The sequence below is a fragment of the Pseudomonas sp. NS1(2017) genome, from assembly GCF_002269425.1.
GTDB lineage: Bacteria > Pseudomonadota > Gammaproteobacteria > Pseudomonadales > Pseudomonadaceae > Aquipseudomonas > Aquipseudomonas reactans.
Window position 1 is genome coordinate 6,092,114 of record NZ_CP022960.1, and the last position, 23,421, is coordinate 6,115,534.

Here is a 23,421-nt window from a genome sequence, read left to right on the forward strand (position 1 = left end):
TGGGGCGAAGACCTTTTGCTTACTTTTGGGTCTTTCCAAAAGTGAGCCGCCGTAAGGGCGGAACCATAAGCCGCCGTTACATAAAAAACGGATATGTACTCAATCAAATCTGAAACCGCTGCCGCTCCGTCTCATACAACGGCTTCACCAACGCAAACTCATGATCAATCTGATCCACCAACGCCCCCAAATCCGCATTGGACTCAACAGACTCAACCTCCAACCGCTGACACAACTGCGCCAACCGCACCGCCCCAAGGTTCCCACTGCTCCCCTTGAAACTATGCGCAATCCGCCCCAACGCCTTCGCATCATCCCTAGCCTTGCGCAGCGCCTCGACACGCTTCTGGGAATCATCGAGAAAGGTATCCAGCAACTTCGGATACTCGCCTTCCATGACTTCCTGCAAACCCGACAACACCGCCGGGTCCAGATGTAGATCAACCACTTGCTCGCTCCTTGATCAAGAATCGGCGGATTATGCCAGAGCCTCCCAGCAAAACTCCACGCAGACACTACGCCCGCCATCCGACCAGCCTACATGGCTACTCAACTGACGGACCAGGCTCAAGCCCCGGCCAGACAAACGGTCCATATCCAGCGGCCGCGCCAGCACCTGTTCCACATCAAACCCCGGACCGCTATCCTCAAGGCGCAGGGTCATCTTCCCACCCGCCCCAACCGGCACCACCTGCACATGCACCCGTATATACCCACTGTTCAGGTGCGCGAGGCGGTCATTACGCTGACGGTAATACTCGGCAAACCCCTGGGCATCGCGCTTGAGCCGCGAATCCAGCCCCAGCACGCCATGCTCCAACGCATTCGAATACAGCTCGGCCATCACACTGTAGAGCGCCCCGCTCTGTTCACGCAGGCCATGGATCTCCAACAACAGTTGCAGCAGATAGGGCAACGGGTTGTAACGCTTCAAGGTTTCAGCCCGGAATTCGAAACTCACCGACCAATCCAGCGGGCACGACTGCCCGCTGTCAGCATACAACGGCCCAGCGGCACGCAGTTGCTGGCCAGACTGCAAGGTGATTTCCACCATGCTCACGTCATCGCGCACTTCACCGCGAAACGCCGCCAGCGCCTGCTCGATCTCTTCAAATAAACGATCAGGCTCGCGATTGGCGGCAAATACCTGCTGTAGGCGTTCGGCACCGAACAATTGATCGTTGGCATCGGCGGTATCCAGCACGCCATCGGACAGCAGGAACACCCGATCACCCAGGGCCATGGGCCAGACTTCAGTGCGATCATCAAAAGCCTCGGCCGACAGCACCCCCAACGGCAAATGCCGCGATTGCAGCGGCGTGCGTTTGCCGGTGGCGACTTCATGCACATAGCCTTCCGGCATGCCGCCGTTCCACACTTCCACCACCCGCCTCTGCGTGCTCAGGCACAACAGGGTGGCGCAGCAGAACATGTCCACCGGCAGGATGCGTTTGAGCTTGGCATTCATCTCCCGCAGGGTTTGCGCCAGGCCGTAGCCCTTGGCGGTCATGCCGTAAAACACTTCCGCCAGGGGCATGGCCCCCACCGCCGCCGGCAAGCCATGGCCGGTGAAGTCGCCGAGCAGCACGTGCATGTCACCGGACGGTGTATAGGCCGCCAGCAGCAGGTCACCGTTGAACAGTGCGTAGGGCGATTGCAGGTAGCGGATATTCGGCGCGGCATTGATGCAGCCCGAATGCGCGACCTTATCGAACACCGCCTTGGCCACCCGCTGCTCATGCAGGAGGTAGTCGTGATGCTTGGCGATCAGGTCGCGCTGCTGCAGGACCGTGGCCTGCAACCGGCGCAGGCGGTCCATGGCGTTGATTTTCGCCGCGAGAATCAGCTGGTTGTAGGGTTTTGGCAGGAAGTCATCGCCGCCGGCATCCAGGCACTGGGCCAGGGCTTCGCTCTCGCGCAGGGAGGTGAGAAAAATCAGCGGCACCAGCTCTTCACCCGCCAACTGCTTGATCCGGCGCGCCGCTTCAAAGCCGTCCATCACCGGCATCAGCGCATCCATCAACACCAGTTGCGGGCGCTCACGGGTAAACACCTCGACCGCCTCAGCGCCGTTGGTGGCCGTGAGTACCTGGTGACCCTGGCGCCGCACGATGGTCGACAGCAACAGCAAATCGGCGGCGCTGTCTTCGGCGATCAGGATCGTCAGCGGCTCAAGGACCGGGGCCAGGGCGCTCAACTGATGTCGAACAGTTTGTCGAAGTTGGAGATGGCGAGGATCTTGCGCACGTCGGAGTTGCTGTTGACCACCCTGACCTCCGACTCGTCGCCACCGGCGTGGTCACGCAGGAGCAGGAGCATGCCCAAGGCCGAACTGTCCATGTAGGTAGTGTCCTTCAAGTCGACCACGTACAACTCGGGCACCTTGTAGAAACGCTCGTAGGCATCGCGAAACGTCTGGTGGCTGCCGAAATCAAACCGGCCCTTGACGGCGATCGTCAACTTCTTCCCATCCAGGGATACTTCTGACTCGACTGACATGCGACTGCTTCCTTGTCATTGGCAATGACACAAGGTTTAGCAGGAGAAGGCGCCGCGGGCAACTTTCAATAGACGTCTTTGCGCGGCATGCGTTGGGACAATTCGTCGAGCAACTTCTGCTCACGCTTGTCTTCAAGCGCCCGCGCCTCGTCGATGTAGCGCTGCACCAGCTTGCGCAAACCTTCAACCCGGGCAAACGCCGCTTGCCAGCTTTCGCGGGCTTTATCGAGGTTGTTCTGGTGCCAGGCCAGGCTCTGGCGCTGCTGCCCGACGGCGGTTTCCAACTGGTTGAGAAAGCCTTGGTAGCCCATCAGCCATTGGCCCGACACGCCTTTGCTGCCGCGCTCGATCCACTGCTGCTGGTACTCACCGCGAAAGCGCTCCAGGTCGCCCAGCTTGCTTTCGGCCAAACGGACTTGCCCCTGGAAATAACCCAGGCGCTGCACGGCGGTTTTCTCGGCCTTTTCGGCCATGTCCACCACCGGAGCCAGGCGTGCGGCGCGGCTGTTGGCCATGGTTTAGCCGCCCGGCGCCGGGGCGAAGATCGACTGCAGGTGCGCTTCGCTTTCGCCCATGCTGATCTTGTCGTTGAGGCCCTGGCGCAGGTAGGTTACCAACTGCGGTTGCAGGGCGATGGCCAGGTCGGTGTCGCGATCGCCGCCGGCCACGTAGGCGCCGACGCTGATCAGGTCGCGGCTCTGTTGATAGCGCGACCACAATTGCTTGAACTGTTGCGCGCGGATCATGTGTTCCGGCGTCACTACCGCCGGCATTACCCGGCTGATGGAGGCTTCGATATCGATGGCAGGGTAATGCCCCTCTTCGGCCAAACGCCGCGACAGCACGATGTGACCGTCGAGCACGCCCCGCGCCGAGTCGGCAATCGGGTCTTGCTGGTCATCGCCTTCGGACAGCACGGTGTAGAACGCGGTGATCGAGCCGCCACCGGCTTCGGCGTTACCGGCACGTTCCACCAACTTGGGCAACTTGGCGAACACTGACGGCGGATAGCCCTTGGTGGCAGGCGGCTCGCCGATGGCCAGGGCAATCTCCCGCTGGGCCTGGGCGAAACGGGTCAGCGAGTCCATCAGCAACAGGACGTTCTTACCCTTGTCGCGGAAGTATTCGGCAATACGCGTGCAGTACATGGCGGCGCGCAGGCGCATCAGTGGCGCATCGTCCGCCGGGGACGCGACGACGACCGAACGCTTGAGCCCTTCTTCCCCCAGGCTGTGCTCGATGAATTCCTTTACCTCGCGGCCCCGTTCGCCGATCAGCCCGACCACGATGATGTCGGCCTCGGTAAAGCGCGTCATCATGCCGAGCAGTACCGACTTACCCACGCCGGTACCGGCAAACAGGCCCAGACGCTGGCCACGGCCGACCGTCAATAATCCGTTGATGCTGCGAATGCCCACGTCCAGCGGCACGCTGATGGGGTTGCGGTTGAGCGGGTTGATGGTGGGGCCATCCATCGGCACCCAGTCTTCGGCCTTCATGCCGCCCTTGCCATCCAACGCGCGACCGGCGCCGTCGAGTACACGACCGAGCATGCTCATGCCCATCGGCAGGCGGCCGGTGTCGGCCAACGGCACCACGCGGGCGCCGGGGGCAATGCCCGCCAAGCTGCCCACGGGCATCAGGAAAATCTTGCTGCCCGAAAACCCCATCACTTCGGCTTCGACCTGCACCGGGTGGTAGCTGTCGTCGTTGATCACCATGCAGCGGCTGCCCATGGCGGCGCGCAGGCCTTCGGCTTCGAGGGTCAGGCCGACCATGCGCAGCAGGCGGCCTTCGAGGATCGGCTGGCCAGGCAACTCAGTGGCTTCGGCGTAACCGCTCAAACGCTTGGCGAAGCTAGTGCGATCAAGGCGCATCGGGGGCGTCCAGGTCCACGCTCAGGTCGGGCTCGGCGGGGTTCAACACCTGCTCATGGGCCTGGTCCAGCAGCTTGGCCATGATCTGGCTGATGCGGGTTTCCACCGTGGCATCGATACGGCTGTGTTCGGTTTCGACGCGGCAACCACCGGGCTGCAACGACGCGTCCTCGACGATGCGCCAGGTTTCTTCATGGCGCTCGCGCAGGGCTTTGACCTGTTCGAAATCCTGCGGGTTGATGTACAGCCGTACATTGCCGACGCCCAGGGGCAGCAGCTTGAGGGCTTCGCGCATCACGCTTTCGATATGGCTGGAATCCAGCACCAGCTCGCGCTGAATCACCTGGCGGGCGATGTGCTGCACCAGCTCGACCATGGCTTTTTCGATCTGCGAGTCCTGCTCGGCGATGGGGTCGAACAGCCCGCCCATCAAGCGCTCCAGGCTGGCCAACTTGACGCTCAGCGTCTCCTCGGCTTCCTGGCGGACCTTGAGGGTGGTGCTGCGAAAACCATCTTTTTCACCGGCCGCGAAGCCCTCGTTGTAGGCCTCCTGGCGGATGGCTTCCAACTCTTCGAGGGTCAGTGGCTGGACTTCCTCCAGCGGCACTTCTTCCATTTCCGCCGGTGGCTCTTCAACCGGTTCCGGCTCGGGCTCGGGCACATGCGGATCGAAGCTGGGCAACGACCAGATGTCGAACCCACCGACGTCCCGCGCGCGAATCAGATCGCTGGGCGCCTCATCTTTGTTCGACATGAGAGGCGCCTTAGATCATTTCTTCGCCGCCCTTCCCGCCGAGAACGATTTCTCCGGCTTCGGCCATACGGCGGGCAATGGTGAGGATTTCTTTCTGCGCGGTTTCCACGTCGCTGACGCGCACCGGGCCTTTGGCTTCCAGGTCGTCGCGCAACAGTTCCGAGGCACGCTTGGACATGTTCTTGAAGATCTTCTCCTTGACGTTTTCGTCCGAACCCTTGAGGGCCAGGACCAGCACGTCGGAGGACACTTCGCGCAGCAACGCCTGGATGCCACGGTCGTCGACATCGGAGAGGTTGTTGAACACGAACATGAGGTCTTCGATCTGGCCGGACAGGGTGTCGTCGATCTCGCGGATCGAGTCCATCAACTGGCCTTCGACCGAACTGTCGAGGAAGTTCATGATATCGGCCGCGCGCTTGATACCACCCAAGGTGGTGCGCGAAGCATTCGAATTGCCGGAGAACTGCTTCTCCAGAATCGTGTTGAGTTCTTTCAGGGCAGCCGGCTGCACGGTGTTCAGCGACGACACGCGCAGGATGATGTCCAGGCGCACTTTATGGTCGAAGTGGCCGAGCACTTCACCGGCCTGGTCCGGGTCGAGGTAGGCCACCACGATCGCCTGGATCTGCGGGTGCTCGTAGCGGATCACGTCGGCAACCGCACGCGGTTCCATCCATTTGAGGCTGTCGAGGCCGCTGGTGTTGCCACCGAGCAGGATGCGGTCGATCAGGCCGTTGGCCTTGTCTTCGCCCAGGGCCGAGGTGAGCATCTTGCGGATGTAGCTGTCGGAGCCGACACCCAGGCTGGTCTGGTCGCCGACGATCTCGACGAACTCGCTCATCACCTGCTCGACTTGCTCGCGGTGCACATTGCGCATCTGCGCCATGGCCACGCCGACACGCTGAACCTCTTTGGGGCCCATGTGGCGCAGCACTTGGGCGGCGTCGGTTTCACCGAGGGACAGCAGCAGGACTGCGGCTTTGTCGACCTTGGTGAGCTTGGCAACAGCGGCTCGATTATCACTCATCTGCATTGATCCACTCTTTCACGACCTGGGCCACACGGCCCGGGTCTTCTGCCACCAGACTCTTGATTGCGTTCAACTGAGCGTCATAGCCTTCGCTCGGGCTTGGCAACAGGATGCTTTGCGGGCCGCCGAGACTGACGCGGTCGTTGGCCAGTTCGCCGTCGAGGCCGCCCATGCCACCCAACTCCACGTCGCCGCCGGCCAGGGCCAGCTGTTTCTTGCCGTTGCCGGTGATGTTGTTGAGCACCGGACGCAGCACGCCGAACACCAGCACCAGGATGAACAACACACCCAGCACTTGCTTGACGATGTCCCAGAACCACGGTTGCGAGTAGAATGAAGGTTCAGCGATCACTTCGCCACGCTCGGCGGAGAACGGCATGTTGATCACGCTGACGCTGTCACCCCGGCTGGCGTCAAACCCGACGGCGTCCTGCACCAGACGGGTGAAGCGCGCCAATTCATCGGCGGTCCATGGGGCACGGGTAACGGCGCCATCGGCGGCATTGACCTTGACCTGGTCATCCACCACCACCGACACCGACAGGCGATTGACGCGACCCTGTTGCTGCTTGGTGTGGCTGATGGAACGGTCAAGCTCGAAGTTCTTGGTGGACTGGTTACGTTTATCCGCCGGGTACGGGGCGAGCATCGGCTGGCCAGTGGCCGGGTCCATGATCTGTTGGCCGTTGGCATCCAGCAGTGGCTGGCCTGGCTGAATCGCACCCGCGCTGGCAGCAGTGCCACCGGTGGTTTGCGGCGCCGAAGCCGGGGCTGGCGGCTGGTTGCTCAGGGCGCCCGGCACACCTTGCGGCGGGCCATTGGCAGCGGTGCGTTGTTCGCTGGTGGACTGCTCGCTGCGCAGGGCAGGCTGGTCCGGGTTGAATTGCTCGGAGGTCGACTCGACGGCGCTGAAGTCTACGTCGGCGGACACTTCAGCCTTGTAGCGGTCGTTGCCCAGCACCGGTTGCAGGATGTTGTGCACACGCTGGGTGAGCATGCTTTCCACGCGACGGCTGTAGTCGAACTGCTTGCCGGCCTGGGTAAGCGCGGAGTTTTCCGCCTGGTCGGACAGCAGGTTGCCCTTCTGGTCCACCACGGTAATTTGCGATTTGCTCAGTTCAGGCACGCTGGTGGCGACCAGGTTGACGATCGCCAACACCTGGCCAGGCTCCAGGGAGCGACCGGCAAACAGTTCCACCAATACCGAGGCACTTGGCTTGCGCTCATCGCGCACAAACACCGAGCTTTTCGGAATGGCCAGGTGCACGCGGGCGCCCTTGACGTTGTTGAGGCTGGAGATAGTGCGCGCCAGTTCGCCTTCCAGGCCGCGACGGTAGCGGGTGGCTTCCATGAACTGGCTGGTGCCCAGGCCCTGGTCCTTGTCGAGGATCTCAAAACCGATGTTGCTGTCGGATGGGGTCACGCCAGCGGCGGCGAGTTTCATGCGCGCACGGGCCACGTCGTCGGCCTTGACCAGCAGGGCCCCGGAGTTGGGCTCTACGGTGTAAGCGATGTCGGCGGCGGCCAGGGTTTCCATGATCTGCTTGGAATCCATGCCCGCCAGGCTGCCGTACAGCGGCCGGTAATCAGGTTGCTGCGACCACAACACCACGGCAAAACCAATCGCCACGCTCGCTGCCAGGCCGACCATCAGGCCCACCTGACGCAGCATGGTCATTTCGGAGAGGTTTTCCAGGAACGACAGGCCAAACAGCGGCGGCTTGCCGTCTGCCTTGGCGGGTGCGTTGTCCACGACTGCTTCTGCCATGACTTAAATCTCGTCCTTAAACCGGCATCTGCATGATGTCTTGGTAGGCCTGAACCAGCTTGTTACGCACTTGGGTCAGGGCCTGGAAGGAAACGCTGGCCTTTTGCGAGGCGACCATCACATCGGTGAGGTCCACGCCGCTTTTGCCAATTTCAAAGGCGTTGGCCAACTGGCTGGAGGCTTGCTGGGTGTCACTGACTTTGTTGATGGCCTGGCCGAGCATATCGGCGAAGCTGCTTTGGCCCAGTTCCGGTGCTGGCGCGACGGATTTCGGTTGAGCCATGGCATCCATTTGCATGGAGCGCATATCCAACATCAACCGATTGAACTCAATACCCTGGCTCATGAACTTCTCTCTCCGACAACCCGCATGTTTTTTGACGCTACGCCGCAATTACTAGGGGAGGTAGCAACAAGGGTGCCAGCTCTGTATCAACTCGTAAGAAAAGGCGACAAACCTTGTCGACCTTGTTACCGGTTATGTGGCGAACAGATACGCTTCCACATCCATCCCGGCGTCGCGCATCTGCGCCAGCTTGTAGCGCAGGGTACGCGGGCTTATCCCTAAGCGTTCAGCAGCCTCTTTGCGACGGCCGCGCTCGGCGCGCAGGGTGTCGATGATCATCTGGAATTCGCGGCGACGCAGGTCGTCGCCCAAGGCTCCGGCGGTCTCGGTTTCGACCACCACGGGTGCGGGAGCCAGAGTCGGCAACGGCGCAGCACCGCTGCCCATCGCCAGGCAGAAATCCTGAGGCTGGATCAACCCGCCCTGCTGCAGGATCAGCGCACGCTGGATGGCGTTGTCCAATTCCCGCACGTTACCCGGCCACGGGTAGTCGATCAGGCAGGCCTGAGCCTCGGCCGACAGGCGTGCCTGGGCATGCTTCATTTTTTTGACGTGGTTGTTCAGCAGGCGCTCGGCCAGCGGAATGATGTCCGCCGGGCGCTCGCGCAACGGGCGCCAGGCCAGCGGGAATACCGAGAGCCGGTAGAACAGGTCTTCACGGAAACGCCCCGCCGCCACTTCGCCCGCCAAGTCGCGGTTGGTGGTGGCAACCACACGAATATCCAGCTGGATCGGCTTGCGCGCGCCGACGCGCTCCACTTCACGCTCCTGCAGCACCCGCAGCAACTTGGCTTGCAGGCCCAGGGGCATTTCCGAGATTTCATCGAGCAGGATAGTGCCGCCGTCGGCTTGTTCGAACTTGCCCGCCTGGGCCGCGATGGCGCCGGTGAAGGAACCCTTTTCATGACCAAACAGCGTGGCTTCGAGCATGTTGTCGGGGATTGCCGCGCAGTTGATCGCGATAAACGGCTGCTTGGCGCGGGTCGATTGCTGGTGGATGTAACGCGCCAGCACTTCTTTGCCCGTACCGGACTCGCCGGAAATCAACACAGTGGAATCGCTGCGCGCCACGCGGGCAGCCAGTTCCAGCAATTGTGCGCTGGCTGGCTCGAAGGCAATCGGGCCTTCGCCGTCACTAGCCGAGATCACGCCCAAGGCATGCCGCGCGACCAGTTCGATCAGTGCTTTAGGTTCGAACGGCTTGACCAGGTAATCCGCCGCGCCCTGGCGCATGGCGTCGACCGCACGCTCGACCGCACCATGGGCGGTCATCAGCAACACCGGCAACTGCGGCTGGCGCGCACGCAGCAGGCCGAGCAACTGGTGGCCGTCCATGCCGGGCATGTTGACGTCGCTGACCACCAGGCTGAAGGCCTCCTGCTCCACCGCCTCCAAGGCGTCCTCGGCAGACCCGACCGCCCGGTGGTCATGGCCCGCCAACAGCAGCGTGTCAGCCAATGCTTCACGCAGGGCGCGATCGTCTTCCACCAACAGAACCTTGATAGCCATAACCTTTCTACTCCGCGCTTGCCGCGCTGGAAAACAGCGGCAAGGTCATCAATGCACAGGTGCCACGCCCGACACGGGAATGCAGTTGCAATTCTCCCTGATGGGCACGTGCCACTGCCTTGACCACGGTCAGGCCCAGGCCGGTACCGTTGGTCTTGGTGGTGAAAAAGGGTTCGCCCAGGCGCTGCAACACGGCGGGCTCGATACCACTGCCGCTGTCGCTGATGCACAGGCGCAGGTTTTGCTCGCGGCTGTACAGGTGCACCTTGAGCCGCGCACCGGGGCCACTGGCCTGGGTGGCGTTTTCGATCAGGTTGAGCAGCGAACCCACCAGCGTGTCACGGTTGCACAGCAGCTCACCGAGGTGGCTGTCGCACTGCCAACGCACCTGGACATCCTGAATATGGGTAGCGGCCGCCGCTTGCAGGGCCTGCATCAGCTCGGCTGGTTTGATGCGGTCGGTGAGCGGTAACTCGCCACGGGCAAACACCAGCATGTCGCGCACCTGGTGCTCCAACTCATGCAGGCGCTCCTTGAGACGACCGGCAAACCGCTGGTGGGTGGCGGCGGGCAATTGCTCATCAGTCAAATGACTGGCGTAGATCAAGGCAGCCGACAGTGGCGTGCGGATCTGATGCGCCAAAGAAGCGACCATGCGCCCCAGGGACGACAAACGCTCATGGCGCGCCAACTGGTCTTGCAAGTGACGGGTTTCAGTCAGGTCATTGAGCAGCACCAGTTGGCCGGGCTCCGCGTCCAGGGAACGGGTGGCAATGGACAAGCGGCGACCGTCTTTCAAGGAAATTTCGTGACCGTCATCTTCACGCGGCGCAAAGCAGCGGGTGATGACATGCCGCCACAGCTCGCCTTCCAGGGGCAACCCAAGCATGTCGCAGGCAGCCGGGTTGGCTTCGCGCACACGGCCTTCTTCGTCGATGACGATCACACCGCCGGGCAGCAGCGACAGCAGGTTTTGCAGACGGTTGGCCAAGCGTTCTTTCTCGGCCAACTCTTCCATGCGCTGGGCACTGACCACCGCCAGTTCACCTTTAAGCTCGGAAACCCGGGCTTCGAGCAGGCTGTAGGAATCGGTCAATTGGCTGGACATCTGATTGAACAGCGAAAAGGCCTGCTCCAGGCCCTGGCGGCTTTGCTGTTCTACAGAGGGAGCCAGCCCCGCAATGGCAGGACTGGAAGAATGTTGGGCGGCGTGGGGCATCATGCTCTCTCGCTTGGCTGACCGTCAGTTAAACGGAACGTTGCGAGGGCTGTAGCAATACCCGTGCCTAAAAAAATAGGCTTAGTTTTCAGTCAGTTGAAAAACAGGCGTCAATCATCCGCCTGTTCATCACCTTCTTTGCGGCTCATGCCGTACTTGCGCATCTTCTCCACCAGGGTGGTGCGACGGATGCGCAGGCGCTCGGCGGCACGGGCGACAATGCCGTTGGCGTCGTCCAGGGCCTGTTGGATCAGGCCTTGTTCCAGGTTGCCGAGGTAGTCCTTCAGGTCCAGGCCTTCGGGCGGCAGCATCGCGGTGTTGCTGAAGTCAGGGGCATGACCGTTGATGGCAACGCGTTCTTCCATGTCGCTGCGCAGGCTGTCGACCAGTTGTTCGTCTTCGTCGTCGACGTAGCGGAATTTCTTCGGCAGCTCGACCACGCCGATCACACCGTAGGGGTGCATGATCGCCATGCGCTCCACCAGGTTGGCCAGCTCCCGCACGTTGCCCGGCCAGCCGTGGCGGCACAGGGACATGATCGCGGCAGAGTTGAAACGGATCGAACCACGCTTTTCGTGTTCCATGCGTGAGATCAGTTCGTTCATCAGCAGCGGGATGTCTTCCACGCGCTCGCGCAGCGGGGCCATCTCGATCGGGAATACGTTGAGGCGGTAGTACAGGTCTTCGCGGAAGCTGCCGACCTCGATCATGCTTTCGAGGTTCTTGTGGGTGGCTGCGATGATGCGCACATCGACGCTCTGGGTCTTGTTGCTGCCCACGCGCTCGAAGGTACGTTCCTGCAACACGCGCAGCAGCTTGACCTGCATTGGCAGCGGCATGTCGCCGATTTCATCGAGGAACAGCGTGCCGCCGTTGGCCAACTCGAAACGCCCGGCACGGCTGGTGATCGCCCCGGTAAAGGCGCCCTTCTCGTGGCCGAACAGTTCGCTTTCAAGCAGTTCTGCCGGGATCGCCCCGCAGTTGACCGGCACAAATGGCCCGTCGCGGCGCTTTGAGTGATAGTGCAGGTTGCGCGCGACCACTTCCTTGCCGGTGCCGGACTCGCCGAGAATCAGCACGCTGGCATCGGTGTCGGCCACTTGCTGCATCATCTGGCGTACGTGCTGGATGGCGCGGCTGGTGCCGACCAGGCTGCGGAACAGGTTGGGTTCGCGGTGACGGCCGCGCTCGCGGGCCTGGTCGTACATCTCGCGATAGACCTGGGCGCGGTGCAGGGAATCGAGCAATTTGCTGTAGCTGGGGGGCATTTCCAGGGTAGAAAGCACCCGGCGGCGCTGGTCTTCGGGCAGGTCGACGGAAGAAATATCGCCCATCAGCAACACGGGAAGGAACTCATCCCAGGTTGACAGTGTCTTTAACAGGCCCAAAACAGCGCCAGGAGCGTTTACCGTCCCGATCAGCACACAAATGACTTCACGGCTCGATGACAATGAGCTGACCGCCTGCTGCCAATCATGGCTGCCGCAGGGCAGATTTTCTTCGCCAAGAAAATTCAAAATCACCGCTAAATCGCGGCGGCGGACGCTATCGTCATCAATCAGCAGAATTTTGGTTTCACGCCACATGCAATAGCAACTTCCCTAGTTAACTCAAATGCCCTCGAGTCGGGGCAATCTAGATGGCTGTAGGCTTTTTCTGCCAACAGCCGTCTGAATTCTGAAAACAGCACTAGTTAAGTCAAAAAATCGCGCGCAGTCAAATTTATGACGCGCGTTCGGATTAACTGAGCCAGTTCAGCCGAACAGATGGTAAACCTTTGACGCACTTTTCGCTTGCTTGAGCTGCGCCATCTCTTCAAAAATCGCCTGGCGTTCGCCGGTCGTTACCTCAAGCAACTGCTGATAAACCACCAGCAGGCTTTCCAGTTTCTCCCGCAGCGAATCCTCATCCACCGGCGCTTCGCTGAGCACTTGCTCAATAACGTCGCGACAGCCGATGTCCAACTCGCCGATCGCGTCCCAGTCACGGTCCGCCATGGCGTGAATCAGCGCTTCACGGGTTTCATCAATGCGTTGCAGTGCGTGGCTCATGACGTGTTCCTCAAGGCCAACGGCCTTATTGTGCGGCGCCTTGCGGTGCGGCAATAGCATCCCAGCCTTCTTTGACGGTAATCAGCAAGCGAGCGACTTCATCAATCATGTCCGCGTCGTTGTGCAGATTGGCTTCCATCAAACGATTGGTCATGTAGGCGTAAAGACTTTCCAGTTGCTGGACGTACGCCGGATCATCACTTTTTTCAGCATCCAGACCGTCGCGCAGACCGATGACGATGTCGATGGCCTTGCCGAGCATCAAGCCCTTCTGAGCGATGTCGCCACGCGCCAATGCACCCTTGGCCTGCGCCATCCGGTCAAGGCCGCCTTCCATCAGCATCTGCACCAGACGATGTGGGCTGGCCTCAGAAATCTGGGCATGGGAATTGACCTTCTGGTATTGGCGAAGGGCTCTCATGGGATTCATGTTTCTACCTCGTGACAGGCGACAGCTAGAAGGATTTCAGTAACCAATATGTCGACTGGATCGCAAAAAACTTTAACGTTGACCGGCTCCACATCAAGCCCGGGCCTGCCGGCCCGGACCCGAGTTGCGGTTACGCACTCAGTTATTTTTCTGGTTATTCAGCGCGTTCAGTGTGTTCATGATGCTGTCAGACTGCCCTTTGATCTGCGTCACCAGGGTGTCCACTGCAATGTATTTGGCAGTGAGGCTCTTCTGCAGCGCGTCCATACGCTCATCGAGGGTGTCTTGCTGCTTCTTCAAGTCATTGAGCGAGTCAGACAACTCCACCGAACGTTTGGCCAACGAGCCGGTCTTGGCGGTTGCGTAGCTGTCAGTGGCTGCAGTCAAACGTGCCAGCAAGCCATCTTTGCCGCTGAAAATACTGCTGATGTCGGCCGCATTAGTCGCTACCGCCTTGTCCCATACCTTGTCGTCCAACACCAGCAGGCCGGTATCAGAATTGGTAGACACCCCGAACTGGGCCAAGGATTTAAGCTGGCCTGTACCACCCAGCGCATTCAGCTCGTTGCGGATCGCCGTTGAAAGCGTGCGCATCGATGAGTCGCCAGTCAATGTGGCCGCGACCGGGCTGCCATCCGGGGCCTTGGTCACCTTGGTCTCGGCGTTCATCGCCTTGAGCAATGCGTTATAGGTGTCGACAAACCCCTTCACCCCGGACTTCAGCGTCGTGTTGCTGGTGGTCACGGAAATGGTGGTCGGCGTCTGGTCCGGCACCGGGCCGCCCGTAGGCGTTGCCGGTCGCGGCGAAACCGACAGCAGCTTGATGCTGATGCCGCTCACCGCGTTGGCGATGGTATTGCTCTTGGATTCAGCCGCAATACCGTCGATGGTGTATTTGGCATTCTGCGGCTTTTCAACCACGGTTGATCCGACATCCAGCCCCGAAGTGCCCGACAACTTCAGGTCCGAACCATCGCCCATGGTGGTCGAGGTCAACACCATGCGGGAACCGTTCGAGTCGGTCAGGATGTTGGCGCTCAAGCCCGCCGTCGAGAACTGGGTATTGATCGTGTCGCGGACCTGCTGCAGGGTTGCACCCGGCGGCACGCTGACATCAAAATTCTTGCCGTTCTGGGAAATCGTCAGCGTCGTGGGCTTGTCGGTGCTGTTCACGACCGAATTGGCGCCGCCGGTGAAGTTCTTGGTCGATAACTTGGAAGCGACGGCCAACTGCGTGACCACCAACTTGAAGCTGCCGTTGGAAGCGCCCGGCCCGGCAGTCATGGTGGCGACTTTTTCATCCGACGAGGTGCCGGTCAAACCGGTCAGGCTCGCGTCGGTGGTCATCGTTTTCAGCGCACCGCGGAACGCGTCAAGCGCCGCCTGAATCTTGCCGATAGACGACAGCGTAGAGGTCGCCTTGAGGGATTGGGTGTTGATCTGTGCTTGTTTTGGCGCTTTTTGCGCCGCAACCAACGACGTCACAATATCCTTGGTCGCGAAGTTGAATCCGCTACCTGTAGGGCCCGTTACAATCGCCATCATCTATCTCCTGATCCGGTGTTTGCCGCTTTCTTGACGAGCAGCGCCTCTGGCACGTGCAACAACAAGTTTCGTGCCAGCTTACGCTTTACCATCAAACAGCAGGCTGCTTGCATCCGTCAGACTCTGTGCCAGCTTCAAGGCTGTCTCAGAAGGAATCTGGCGAATGACCTCGCCACTCTCGGTGGCAATAACCTTGACGACGACCTGATGGGTCGTGTCGTCAATGGAAAAATCCAGGTTGCGCTGGGCCGCTTGTACGAATTCTCGAATATCGGTGACCGCTTTTTCCAGCTCCGCCCGATCAGGCTCACCCGAGGACGGCTTGACTTCTTCCACACGCGTCTTGGCAGGCTCAGCCAACACAGGTGCGACAGCGCTTTGAGGTACCAGCGGCGGATAAGACAAGTTCAATTTGACACTCATGTCCATGACCATTCTCCTCATAAACCGAAAAGACGAAAGGGCACGTAAACGCGCCCTTCCGTCAGTTACCAAGCGCCGTTATTACTGAAGCAGCTTCAGTACAGCGGATGGCAGTTGGTTGGCTTGCGACAGGATCGCGGTACCGGCCGACTGCAGGGTTTGTTGCTTGGTCAGCTCAGCAGTTTCAGCTGCGAAGTCAACGTCCTGGATGGTGGAACGAGCAGCGGTGGAGTTCTTCTGAATGTTCTGCAGGTTGTCTGCAGTTACGGTCAGACGGTTCTGCACAGCACCCAGGTCGGAACGCGAGCTGCTGATGGTACCGATGGCCTTGTCGATTACCGCGATGGCGTTCTGGGCCTTGGTGGCGTCAGTTACGTCAGTGTTGGCGATAGTGGTCTTGACCGATACGGCTGCAGTCGCTGCGCCTGCCGCGAACAGACCGGCAACACCGGCGCCATTCAGGGAGTAGCCTTTGGCGGAGTCCAGGGAAACCTGGCCAGTTACAGTGATCGGACCGGCAGCCAGAGCAGTACCGGCTGCAGCGTAGTTACCAGCACCGTCTTTGGCGTTCACAGTCACACCAGCGATGGCAGCCGCGTCACCCAGATCGAACTTCAGGTTTTCGCCCACATCGGATTTAACAGACAGAGTGCCTTTGGCGTCATCGTAGTTAACGCTGATGCCCAGCTTGGCAGCGTTGGACTTCAACTGGTCAGCCATGCTGGCAGTGTCGGTCACGCCGACGAACTTAACAGTCTGGCCACCAACGGTCAGGCTGAAGTTGGCAGCAGGACCTGCAGCCACACCAGCGATTGCAGTCTTATCGACACCGATCTGAACTTCAGTGCTGGCAGTAGCGCTCAGGCCACCTACAGCGCCGTTCAGTTGGCTGGCAATGGTCTTGGCCGAAGCGCCAGCACCGATAGTCACAGGAGTCGACTGACCGTTACCGGTCACGTTGATCAGGCCGCCCGTAACACCACCGGCAGTCGGGGTGATCGCGGTGCTTTTGATTTGCTGCGAACCGATGTTGTTAGCCGAAACGTTGTCCAGGCTCAGGCTGATGGTTTCGTTGGCGTTGGCGCCAACTTGCAGGGCCTTGGTGCCGTACGAACCGTCCAGCAGCTTCTGGCCACCGAAAGTGGTGGTTTGCGAGATACGGGTCAGTTCCGAAGTCAGCGCTTGGTATTCGTCGTTGTTGGCTTTGCGGTCGTCGGGGCTCAGGGAGCCGGTAGCCGAGTTCAGAGCCAGGGTACGCATTTTCTGCAGGATGTCGGTCGAAGCCTGCATCGCGCCTTCAGCGGTTTGAGCGATGGAGATACCATCGTTCACGTTCTTGACTGCTTGGCCCAGGCCGTTGATCTGGCTGGTCAGGCGGCTAGCGATTTGCAGGCCAGCGGCGTCGTCCTTGGCGCTGTTGATACGCAGGCCGGAAGAAATACGCTGCATCGAAGTGGCCAGGGCGCCGCCAGCTTTGTTCAGGTTGCCCTGAGTAGTGATCGAAGCAATGTTGGTGTTTACTGTTAAAGCCATGACGAAATCCTCGTTGGATGGATACTGCGGCTTCCGGCCCTGGCAACCGCCGGGTGTGGCCTGAGAACCTACGTAATAGTTATCGTCGTGGTAGCCGGTTGCTTGAGGATTTTTTTTGATTTTTTTACTGGCGCCGTGCCACCCCTTGCAATTCAAGGGTTTACGCTAGCTCAAAACCCCGAATTCATTGGCTTTTCTGGCGCCAAATAAAAAACGCCGATGATCTCTCGATCATCGGCGTTTTTTTGCATAGAGCTTGCGCCTATTAGAGCTTCACGGCCGATAGAGAATCGCCGACCCCCAAGACAAGCCCACACCAAACCCGCTGATGGCCACGCGTTTCCAGGTGGCGTCCATCACGTGCTTTTCCAGCAACAGCGGAATGCTCGACGACACGGTGTTGCCGGTCTCGACCATGTCCTTGATGAACTTGTCCACCGGTGCATCTTCAAAGCGACGCGCCACGGCGTCGACAATCGCCGCACTGCCCTGGTGGATGCAGAACGCGTCGATCTCGTCGGCCTTGAGATCCGACTCATTGAGCAGCTCGTGCAAATGCGCCGGCACCTTGAGCAAGGCGAAGTTGAATACCTGACGGCCATTCATGAAGAACACGCCATCGCTGACCTTCAGGTGCGGCGCGCCGGAACCGTCGGTGCCGAACTTGGACTTGCCCAGCAACCACGGCGCGTCTTCGCCCATCCAGGTAGCCGTAGCGGCATCGCCGAACAGCATGGTGGTGTTGCGGTCTTCCGGGTCGACAATCTTGGAGTACGGGTCGGCAGTGATCAGCAGGCCGTTTTTCAGGCCTGCGGCTTCCATGAAGCCCTTCATCGCGTAGATGCCGTAGACGTAGCCGGAGCAGCCCAGGGAAATATCGAACGCAGCGACGTGGGTCGGCAAGCCGAGTTTGTCCTGGACGATGGCAGCCGTGTGCGGCAAGCCCTCTTCATCGCCGTTCTGGGTGACGACGATCAGCGCGTCAATCGACTCGCGCTTCAAATCCGGGTTGTTGGCAAACAAAGCGTTGACCGCCTCGACACACAGATCGGAGGTTTCCTGCGCAGCTTCCTTGCGCGGCAGGAACGCCGAACCGATCTTGCCAATGATGAACTCTTCATCCTTGGCGAATTTGGCACCCTGGGCGTAGTTATCGATCCCGTCTGCCGGCACGTAACTGGCGATGCTTTTTATGCCAATCATTGTGGCTTCCCAATACTAAATAGCTGGAGAACACCCCTGGGCCACGCCCGGAGTGCTGACAATAAAGGGGATAACCCCATAAAAATCTCGCTGAAAGCCGCCTCGCAAGGACCCTGTGACGACTTATCCTTTTCACACGATACAGTGAAGATGCGCTTTATGACTCACAGGTCACTCAATTGTGTGTGCTTTGTGCAAAACCTTCAAACAATTAAATCCCGGAAACGACAACGGCCCGCCCTGTTTCCAGGGCGGGCCGTTTGAAGTAACGCCGATTACATCTTGTTGAACAGGCTCAACTGCGAGATTTTCACGAAGGTCAGTTGCGAGGCCTGCAGCATGGCTTGCTGCAACGACAGGTTGATCGCCGCCTCCCCCATATCGATGTTCGCCAGGTCACTCATAGTGCTTGCGTTGGCAGTGCCGATGCTGGTGTTTTCTGCCGTCTGGACATCCAGCGCAGCCTGGCGTGCACCGATAGAACCGCGCACGCCATCGATCTGGGCACGGGAGTTGGCAAGGTTGCTGATGGATGAATTGAGCACATCCTTGAGCTTGACCGTCGCAGCCGGATTGCCATCAGCGGGCTGTTCCAGCGCTTTGCGCAGCTGACTCAAAGTATCCAGCGCATTCTGGGTCTTCTGAGTGCTGGCAGACACGGCGAACTGATCACCGGCTTGCGGTGTGCCACTCACATCGAACGTCACGCCGGCGGCGGTCACCGTGCTGGCACCGCCCGTGTCACCGGTGGCGATGGCCTTGCTGTTGGCGCTGTAAGGCTGGGCATAGACCTCATACGCCGTGGCGCTGGTGAACTTGATCACCGCACCGCTGTTGGCCGGGAACGTACTTGCATAGGCCGCCGGATCGGTCACTTGTGCATTGGTCAACTGCGCAGTGGACGTGTTGGTTGGCGTACGCGAGATACTGAAGGTGTCTGGCTTGGCCGACAGACTGAACGAGCGATCCTTGACCAGCGCATCGGCTTCCGGGCCCGTACCCATATCCTTCAGGTTCACGGCGATATCGAAATTCACGCCGCGCAGGCTCACCGTGGAATTGCCTTCCTTGGTGGGGTCGAAGGTACCGTTGCCGGGAAGCTCCGACGTAATGTCGTTGCCGTTCTTGTCAGACACCTTGTACTGCGTACTGCTGGTGAACGTCAGCTTGTAGGGCTGACCCTCGGCGAATTTATTGTTGTAGTCAGTGCCCGACGTCACCAGGCCAGCCGACACCGATACTTTATTATCGTTGGGCACCGGAGCTGTTGCCGGCGGCACGATAGGCGGCGCGATCCAGGTCGCCTGGGTACGCCCCGAGTTGACGGCGCCGCCCATGATGCTCTTGCCGGTGTCACCCGCACTGACTTTCAGCGTGTCGGAAACCTGCAGGCTCAGCGGCGTTTCATCGCCCTGGTAGCTGTAGGTACCATCGCTGTTGCGGCTATAGGGTGGCGTGGAGGTCTTGGAGCCGGAAAACAGGTAATTGCCCGCAGAGTCCTTGCTGTTGAGCAAACCCAGCACCTGATCCTCAATCGCCCCGATCTGACCGGCAATCGACTTGCGGTCTGCATCACTGAGCGAGCCGCCAGCCTGCAGCGCCAAGGTACTGGCCGCCTGCAGCGCGTCGTGGATTGAGCCCAGCACGCTTTCTTCGTTGGTCAGGGAGTTTTTCAGGCTGGTGATGTTGCCATTGAACTGCCCCAGCATGTCTTTCTGTTGCTGCAGCATCAACAAGCGCGCCGCAGCGATGGGATCATCGCCAGCCGTCTGCACACGCACACCGGAACTGGCCTGCTCCTGCGCCTTCACCACGGCGGAATAGTTTTCGGTGTACTTGGAGGAGCTGGTTTCGAAATATTGCTGTGTAGAGATACGCATCGTCCCAGACTCCTTTAAAGGGCATTGATCAGTGTGCTGAAGGTTTCTTGCGCAGCCTTGATGATCTGCGACGACGCCGTGTAGTACTGCTGAAACTTGATCATGTCGCCCGCCTCTTCATCCAGGTTGACCTGGGAAACCGAGTTGCGGGCGTTCTTGTTGGCCGTGAGCAGCGAGTTGGTCGCGGTGCTGTCGGTAGCGGCCGACGCCGCCTTGGAACCCACTGTGGACACCAGCTTGCTGTTGGCCCCCACCAGACTGGTGCCACCCGTGCCGTCCGCCGCAGTGCCCACGGTCGCCTTGGTCTGCAGACTCAATAGTTCCTGGGCGTTGCGGTTGTCGGACTTGCCGGAGGCGTTGAAGGAAAAGGTGGTGCTATCACCGCCAGCCGGCGAGCCGCCCACGGTGGTGTCGAAGCTGAAACTTTTGGCCGGCGTCACCAGCGCACCGTTGGCATCGCGCATAGGGACGTTGATCGTAATTTTATTGGCCTGCCCCGGTACGATGCTGCCGGTGCCGATCGGGTTACCCTGGGCATCGTTGACCGTGTAGGACTGCGTGCCATCCGCTGCCGGCTTGCCGAACACCATCTTCACCGGCATCGAATGCTCGATGCCCGTACGCAACTGAGCCGAGTTGGCACCGCCGTAGATGTCCACGGGCAGGGTCAGGGTCGGTGGCGTGAAGGTACCGGTGCCTGAGTTGTTCTTGCTGCCCTCGCCCAGCAACGGCGCTGCAAAGGCCACCTTGCTCGGGTCGGTGAGCACCGTGCCAATGTCCTTGGCACCGTTGGCGGTCGGGCTGACTTTGAAGCTGTCACCCGTAGCCATCGGGCCCTTGCCGTCGAGCGCCAGGGTAAAACCATCGATCACTGCCGGTGGGGTGGCGTTGATGTTGAATGTGCCCATGGCCTTGCCATCGGAACGCACCACGGTGACGTTGTTCGGGTTGGAGCTGTCGCTGAAGGTGACTTTGTAATCGAAGTTGGTCAGCTTGCTGCTGTCCTTGATCGTCACGTTCAGGTTGCCGGAGCCGGCACTATTGCCAGCCGACGCCTGGCTGCGCTGGGCAATGGCGACGGCGCTGTTGATGTCCTTGAACAGCGAGGCGCCAAACTGGCCGTTGAGGTCCAGGCCCTGGCCCAACTGCTTATTGATGGTGTCTGCAGTGACGATGGCAAGACGCCCCAGGTCATTGATGGCTGGCATCAGGACGTCACTGCGATAGCGCAACAGACCGCCGATGCTGCCGCCACTGATCACGTCGCCCAGGTCGAGCGATTCACCGCCGCCCACGTTGAGCTGGATGGTGAACTGGCTGGTGTCGTTCTTGCTCGGCACTGCGGAGATGGTGTTGGACTGATCACCCAGCACCAACGACTGGCCGGAACCGGTGCTGACACTGAATACACCGTTCTTTTCCGTGGCGGTCACGCCGACCAGTTCATTCAGCGAGCGCACCGCCTCGGTACGCGCATCCAGCAGGTTGGCTGGGGCCGTGTTGGACGACCCCTGGACCTGGGCAATCTGCTTGTTAAGGGCCGCGATTGAGGAAGTCAGTTTATTGACCTGCTCGCTCATCGACGTCAATTGACTGTTGATGGTCTCTTTCTGCTGCCCCAACTGGTTCGCAATCGAATTGAAGCGGTTGCTCAGCGTCTGGGCGCTGGTGAGAAAGACCTGACGGGCCGAGGTATCGCTCGGCGTGGCCGACGCGGTCTGGGCGGCGGCGAAAAAGGCGCTGAGCACCGCCGACATACCGGTGGTCTTGTCCGACAAGGTCTTGTCGACAGCATTGACCTGATCCAGGTACGCCTTGGCATCGCTGTTGAGCGCAGTGCTGTTCTGGTAAGCCGTATCAAGGAACTCGTTGTACACCCGACGCACATCGGACAGGGTAGTGCCGCTGCCGATGAAAACGCCGCCGAACTGGTTCGCCGCACTCGAGTTCTGAGTGGTCTGCTGGCGCGAATACCCTGGGGTATTCACGTTGGCAATGTTGTTACTCAAGACCGACAACGATCCTTGAGAGGCGTTGAGCCCCGACATCCCGATACTGAGCAAACTCATGGTTCAGACCTTATAAATGTGTGGTTGCGCCAGCGGCAGCGTAATTCTGGTAACTGTCCATCGTTTTGGCGATCTGCGAAATCTTGCTGGCATAGGCCGGGTCGGTTGCGTAACCGGCTTTTTGCAACTCGCGAACAAACTGTTCCGGGTTGTCGGCCGACTTCACAACTTCTTTATAGCGATCATTGCTTTGCAGCAACGTCACCAGGTCATGGAAGCTGTCCTGGTAAGAGTCGTAGGAACGGAACTGCGCCGTTTCCTTGACCATCGCCCCATCACGAAACTCGCTGGTGATCGCGCGAGCCTGACCGCCCTGCCAACTCTGGCCGGCCTTGATGCCGAACAGGTTGTGGCTGCTGCTGCCGTCCTCGGCGCGCATCACCGATTTACCCCAGCCGGTTTCCAGGGCAGCCTGGGCCACCAGGTACTTTGGATCGACACCAATACGGGCGGCGGCGGCCTTGGCCATCGGCAGCATGGTGGCGACAAATTCATCCTGCGAACTGAAGGCTTTCTTCGCCGGCGCCAACGGTGGCTGGGCCACGGCGCGGCCGTAGACTTGCATGCGCCCGCTCGGCACGGCGAAGGTACGCGCCGCACTGTTGACGACGTTGTCGTCAGCGGCACTATTGCGCAGTGGCGCGGCCTTGGCTTCGCCGGTCACCTGGGTGCTTGGCACAATGCCGGCAAGCAGGCGATCAGTCAGCTTGCTCGGCAAGGCGATGCGCCGCTGATTCATCAATTCCATGTCATTGCTATGGGCCGACGGCGCACCCGCCTGAGGCTCAGCCACGCGGTAAGCCCACAGCGGACGCTGGCCATTGGAGCGGCCCAAAGGCCCATCAGCCTGGGTGCCCGCGGCGATTTCTGTCGGCACATCAACTTTCTTTACAGGCTCAGCCGCCGCCGGGCCTTGCAAGGTGGCGGCCTGGGCCTCCACCGGTTTGTTCTTCTGCATCTGGCGCATCAGCACGTCGGCCAGGCCGATACCACCGCCTTCGCGGGACATCGAGACCGCCAACTGCTGGTCATACATTTCCTGGTACTGCTTGGCGGCGGGCGTGTTCATCGGGTTGTCCTTGCCCAACGCCTCGGTGGCCGAACGCATGGACTTGAGCATCTCGCTCAGGAACAGCGATTCGAACTCCTGCGCCACCTTGCGCATGTTGCCTTCGCTGTTCTTGTCGGCACCGACCTTGAGCTGGTTAAGCCGGTTCAAGTCGGAGTAAGACCCCGAGTCCGCCGTGCTGCTGATCCCGCTCTTGCGCATATCCATGGCCAT

Annotated in this window: 21 protein-coding genes; all 21 read right to left on the bottom strand. The window is 60.2% G+C overall.

The features are described 5' to 3' along the window. Positions 1-103: 103 nt before the first annotated feature. The 21 genes from CI807_RS28270 to flgJ all read right to left on the bottom strand — a co-directional run bounded on the left by CI807_RS28270 (position 104) and on the right by flgJ (position 23,421). Complete coding sequence (locus tag CI807_RS28270) at positions 104-448, bottom strand: Hpt domain-containing protein (protein WP_028617322.1); 345 nt, start codon at positions 446-448, stop codon at positions 104-106. Positions 449-478: 30 nt separating this feature from the next. Then, positions 479-2,197 (bottom strand): fused response regulator/phosphatase, encoded by a 1,719-nt coding sequence (locus tag CI807_RS28275; protein WP_095017114.1) that lies wholly within the window; start codon positions 2,195-2,197, stop codon positions 479-481. Further along, a complete protein-coding gene (locus tag CI807_RS28280; protein WP_016975641.1) occupies positions 2,194-2,499 on the bottom strand; it encodes an STAS domain-containing protein in 306 nt (101 codons plus the stop codon). Before CI807_RS28280 ends, CI807_RS28275 begins: the two co-directional genes overlap by 4 nt. A gap of 65 nt (positions 2,500-2,564) precedes the next feature. Then, entirely contained in the window at positions 2,565-3,014 is a 450-nt protein-coding gene (gene fliJ / locus CI807_RS28285; RefSeq protein ID WP_016975640.1) for a flagellar export protein FliJ, read from the bottom strand. A 3-nt stretch (positions 3,015-3,017) separates the two neighbouring features. Further along, entirely contained in the window at positions 3,018-4,376 is a 1,359-nt protein-coding gene (gene fliI / locus CI807_RS28290; protein ID WP_038847746.1) for a flagellar protein export ATPase FliI, read from the bottom strand. Beyond that, positions 4,366-5,130, bottom strand: coding sequence for a flagellar assembly protein FliH (gene fliH / locus CI807_RS28295; RefSeq protein ID WP_095017115.1), 765 nt, complete (start codon positions 5,128-5,130; stop codon positions 4,366-4,368). The genes fliI and fliH overlap by 11 nt, the downstream gene beginning before the upstream one ends. 10 nt (positions 5,131-5,140) lie before the next feature. Beyond that, complete coding sequence (fliG, locus tag CI807_RS28300) at positions 5,141-6,160, bottom strand: flagellar motor switch protein FliG (RefSeq protein WP_010208743.1); 1,020 nt, start codon at positions 6,158-6,160, stop codon at positions 5,141-5,143. Next, complete coding sequence (gene fliF / locus CI807_RS28305) at positions 6,153-7,931, bottom strand: flagellar basal-body MS-ring/collar protein FliF (protein ID WP_016975637.1); 1,779 nt, start codon at positions 7,929-7,931, stop codon at positions 6,153-6,155. Before fliF ends, fliG begins: the two co-directional genes overlap by 8 nt. Before the next feature lie 16 nt (positions 7,932-7,947). Further along, positions 7,948-8,277 carry a flagellar hook-basal body complex protein FliE gene (fliE, locus tag CI807_RS28310; protein ID WP_015885194.1) on the bottom strand — a complete coding sequence of 110 codons (330 nt, stop codon included), beginning with the start codon at positions 8,275-8,277 and terminating at the stop codon, positions 7,948-7,950. 132 nt (positions 8,278-8,409) lie between these two features. Then, entirely contained in the window at positions 8,410-9,786 is a 1,377-nt protein-coding gene (locus CI807_RS28315) for a sigma-54 dependent transcriptional regulator (RefSeq protein ID WP_095017116.1), read from the bottom strand. 7 nt (positions 9,787-9,793) lie between these two features. Then, positions 9,794-11,005 carry a PAS domain-containing sensor histidine kinase gene (locus tag CI807_RS28320; protein ID WP_095017636.1) on the bottom strand — a complete coding sequence of 404 codons (1,212 nt, stop codon included), beginning with the start codon at positions 11,003-11,005 and terminating at the stop codon, positions 9,794-9,796. Positions 11,006-11,115: 110 nt separating this feature from the next. Continuing rightward, positions 11,116-12,591: a sigma-54 dependent transcriptional regulator gene (locus CI807_RS28325; RefSeq protein WP_016975634.1), complete on the bottom strand. Its 1,476-nt coding sequence runs from the start codon at positions 12,589-12,591 to the stop codon at positions 11,116-11,118. Positions 12,592-12,759: 168 nt separating this feature from the next. Continuing rightward, a complete protein-coding gene (locus CI807_RS28330) occupies positions 12,760-13,056 on the bottom strand; it encodes a flagellar protein FliT (RefSeq protein WP_095017117.1) in 297 nt (98 codons plus the stop codon). A 25-nt stretch (positions 13,057-13,081) separates the two neighbouring features. Next, positions 13,082-13,486, bottom strand: coding sequence for a flagellar export chaperone FliS (fliS, locus tag CI807_RS28335; RefSeq protein ID WP_095017118.1), 405 nt, complete (start codon positions 13,484-13,486; stop codon positions 13,082-13,084). Positions 13,487-13,624: 138 nt separating this feature from the next. Next, entirely contained in the window at positions 13,625-15,031 is a 1,407-nt protein-coding gene (gene fliD, locus CI807_RS28340) for a flagellar filament capping protein FliD (protein ID WP_371857989.1), read from the bottom strand. Positions 15,032-15,109: 78 nt separating this feature from the next. Then, a complete protein-coding gene (locus tag CI807_RS28345) occupies positions 15,110-15,460 on the bottom strand; it encodes a flagellar protein FlaG (RefSeq protein ID WP_095017120.1) in 351 nt (116 codons plus the stop codon). A gap of 75 nt (positions 15,461-15,535) precedes the next feature. Beyond that, positions 15,536-16,987 (bottom strand): flagellin, encoded by a 1,452-nt coding sequence (locus CI807_RS28350; RefSeq protein ID WP_095017121.1) that lies wholly within the window; start codon positions 16,985-16,987, stop codon positions 15,536-15,538. Positions 16,988-17,260: 273 nt separating this feature from the next. Next, on the bottom strand, positions 17,261-18,190 hold the full coding sequence (locus CI807_RS28355) for a ketoacyl-ACP synthase III (protein WP_010208730.1): 930 nt from the start codon (positions 18,188-18,190) through the stop codon (positions 17,261-17,263). A gap of 275 nt (positions 18,191-18,465) precedes the next feature. Further along, positions 18,466-20,070 (bottom strand): flagellar hook-associated protein 3, encoded by a 1,605-nt coding sequence (locus CI807_RS28360; RefSeq protein ID WP_095017122.1) that lies wholly within the window; start codon positions 20,068-20,070, stop codon positions 18,466-18,468. Between the two features lie 14 nt (positions 20,071-20,084). Continuing rightward, entirely contained in the window at positions 20,085-22,139 is a 2,055-nt protein-coding gene (gene flgK / locus CI807_RS28365; RefSeq protein ID WP_095017123.1) for a flagellar hook-associated protein FlgK, read from the bottom strand. A 10-nt stretch (positions 22,140-22,149) separates the two neighbouring features. Then, positions 22,150-23,421, bottom strand: coding sequence for a flagellar assembly peptidoglycan hydrolase FlgJ (gene flgJ, locus CI807_RS28370; RefSeq protein ID WP_061449189.1), 1,272 nt, complete (start codon positions 23,419-23,421; stop codon positions 22,150-22,152).

Excerpts from the sequence above, each read along its gene's own strand:
- flgJ (WP_061449189.1), bottom strand. The coding sequence starts at position 23,421 with ATGGCCATGGATATGCGCAAGAGCGGGATCAGCAGCACGGCGGACTCG.
- CI807_RS28320 (WP_095017636.1), bottom strand. The coding sequence starts at position 11,005 with ATGCCCCACGCCGCCCAACATTCTTCCAGTCCTGCCATTGCGGGGCTG.
- CI807_RS28280 (WP_016975641.1), bottom strand. The coding sequence starts at position 2,499 with ATGTCAGTCGAGTCAGAAGTATCCCTGGATGGGAAGAAGTTGACGATC.
- CI807_RS28360 (WP_095017122.1), bottom strand. The coding sequence starts at position 20,070 with ATGCGTATCTCTACACAGCAATATTTCGAAACCAGCTCCTCCAAGTAC.
- fliS (WP_095017118.1), bottom strand. The coding sequence starts at position 13,486 with ATGAATCCCATGAGAGCCCTTCGCCAATACCAGAAGGTCAATTCCCAT.
- flgK (WP_095017123.1), bottom strand. The coding sequence starts at position 22,139 with ATGAGTTTGCTCAGTATCGGGATGTCGGGGCTCAACGCCTCTCAAGGA.
- fliJ (WP_016975640.1), bottom strand. The coding sequence starts at position 3,014 with ATGGCCAACAGCCGCGCCGCACGCCTGGCTCCGGTGGTGGACATGGCC.
- CI807_RS28350 (WP_095017121.1), bottom strand. The coding sequence starts at position 16,987 with ATGGCTTTAACAGTAAACACCAACATTGCTTCGATCACTACTCAGGGC.
- CI807_RS28315 (WP_095017116.1), bottom strand. The coding sequence starts at position 9,786 with ATGGCTATCAAGGTTCTGTTGGTGGAAGACGATCGCGCCCTGCGTGAA.
- CI807_RS28355 (WP_010208730.1), bottom strand. The coding sequence starts at position 18,190 with ATGATTGGCATAAAAAGCATCGCCAGTTACGTGCCGGCAGACGGGATC.
- fliD (WP_371857989.1), bottom strand. The coding sequence starts at position 15,031 with ATGATGGCGATTGTAACGGGCCCTACAGGTAGCGGATTCAACTTCGCG.
- fliI (WP_038847746.1), bottom strand. The coding sequence starts at position 4,376 with ATGCGCCTTGATCGCACTAGCTTCGCCAAGCGTTTGAGCGGTTACGCC.
- fliH (WP_095017115.1), bottom strand. The coding sequence starts at position 5,130 with ATGTCGAACAAAGATGAGGCGCCCAGCGATCTGATTCGCGCGCGGGAC.
- fliG (WP_010208743.1), bottom strand. The coding sequence starts at position 6,160 with ATGAGTGATAATCGAGCCGCTGTTGCCAAGCTCACCAAGGTCGACAAA.
- CI807_RS28330 (WP_095017117.1), bottom strand. The coding sequence starts at position 13,056 with ATGAGCCACGCACTGCAACGCATTGATGAAACCCGTGAAGCGCTGATT.
- CI807_RS28325 (WP_016975634.1), bottom strand. The coding sequence starts at position 12,591 with ATGTGGCGTGAAACCAAAATTCTGCTGATTGATGACGATAGCGTCCGC.
- fliE (WP_015885194.1), bottom strand. The coding sequence starts at position 8,277 with ATGAGCCAGGGTATTGAGTTCAATCGGTTGATGTTGGATATGCGCTCC.
- fliF (WP_016975637.1), bottom strand. The coding sequence starts at position 7,931 with ATGGCAGAAGCAGTCGTGGACAACGCACCCGCCAAGGCAGACGGCAAG.
- CI807_RS28345 (WP_095017120.1), bottom strand. The coding sequence starts at position 15,460 with ATGGACATGAGTGTCAAATTGAACTTGTCTTATCCGCCGCTGGTACCT.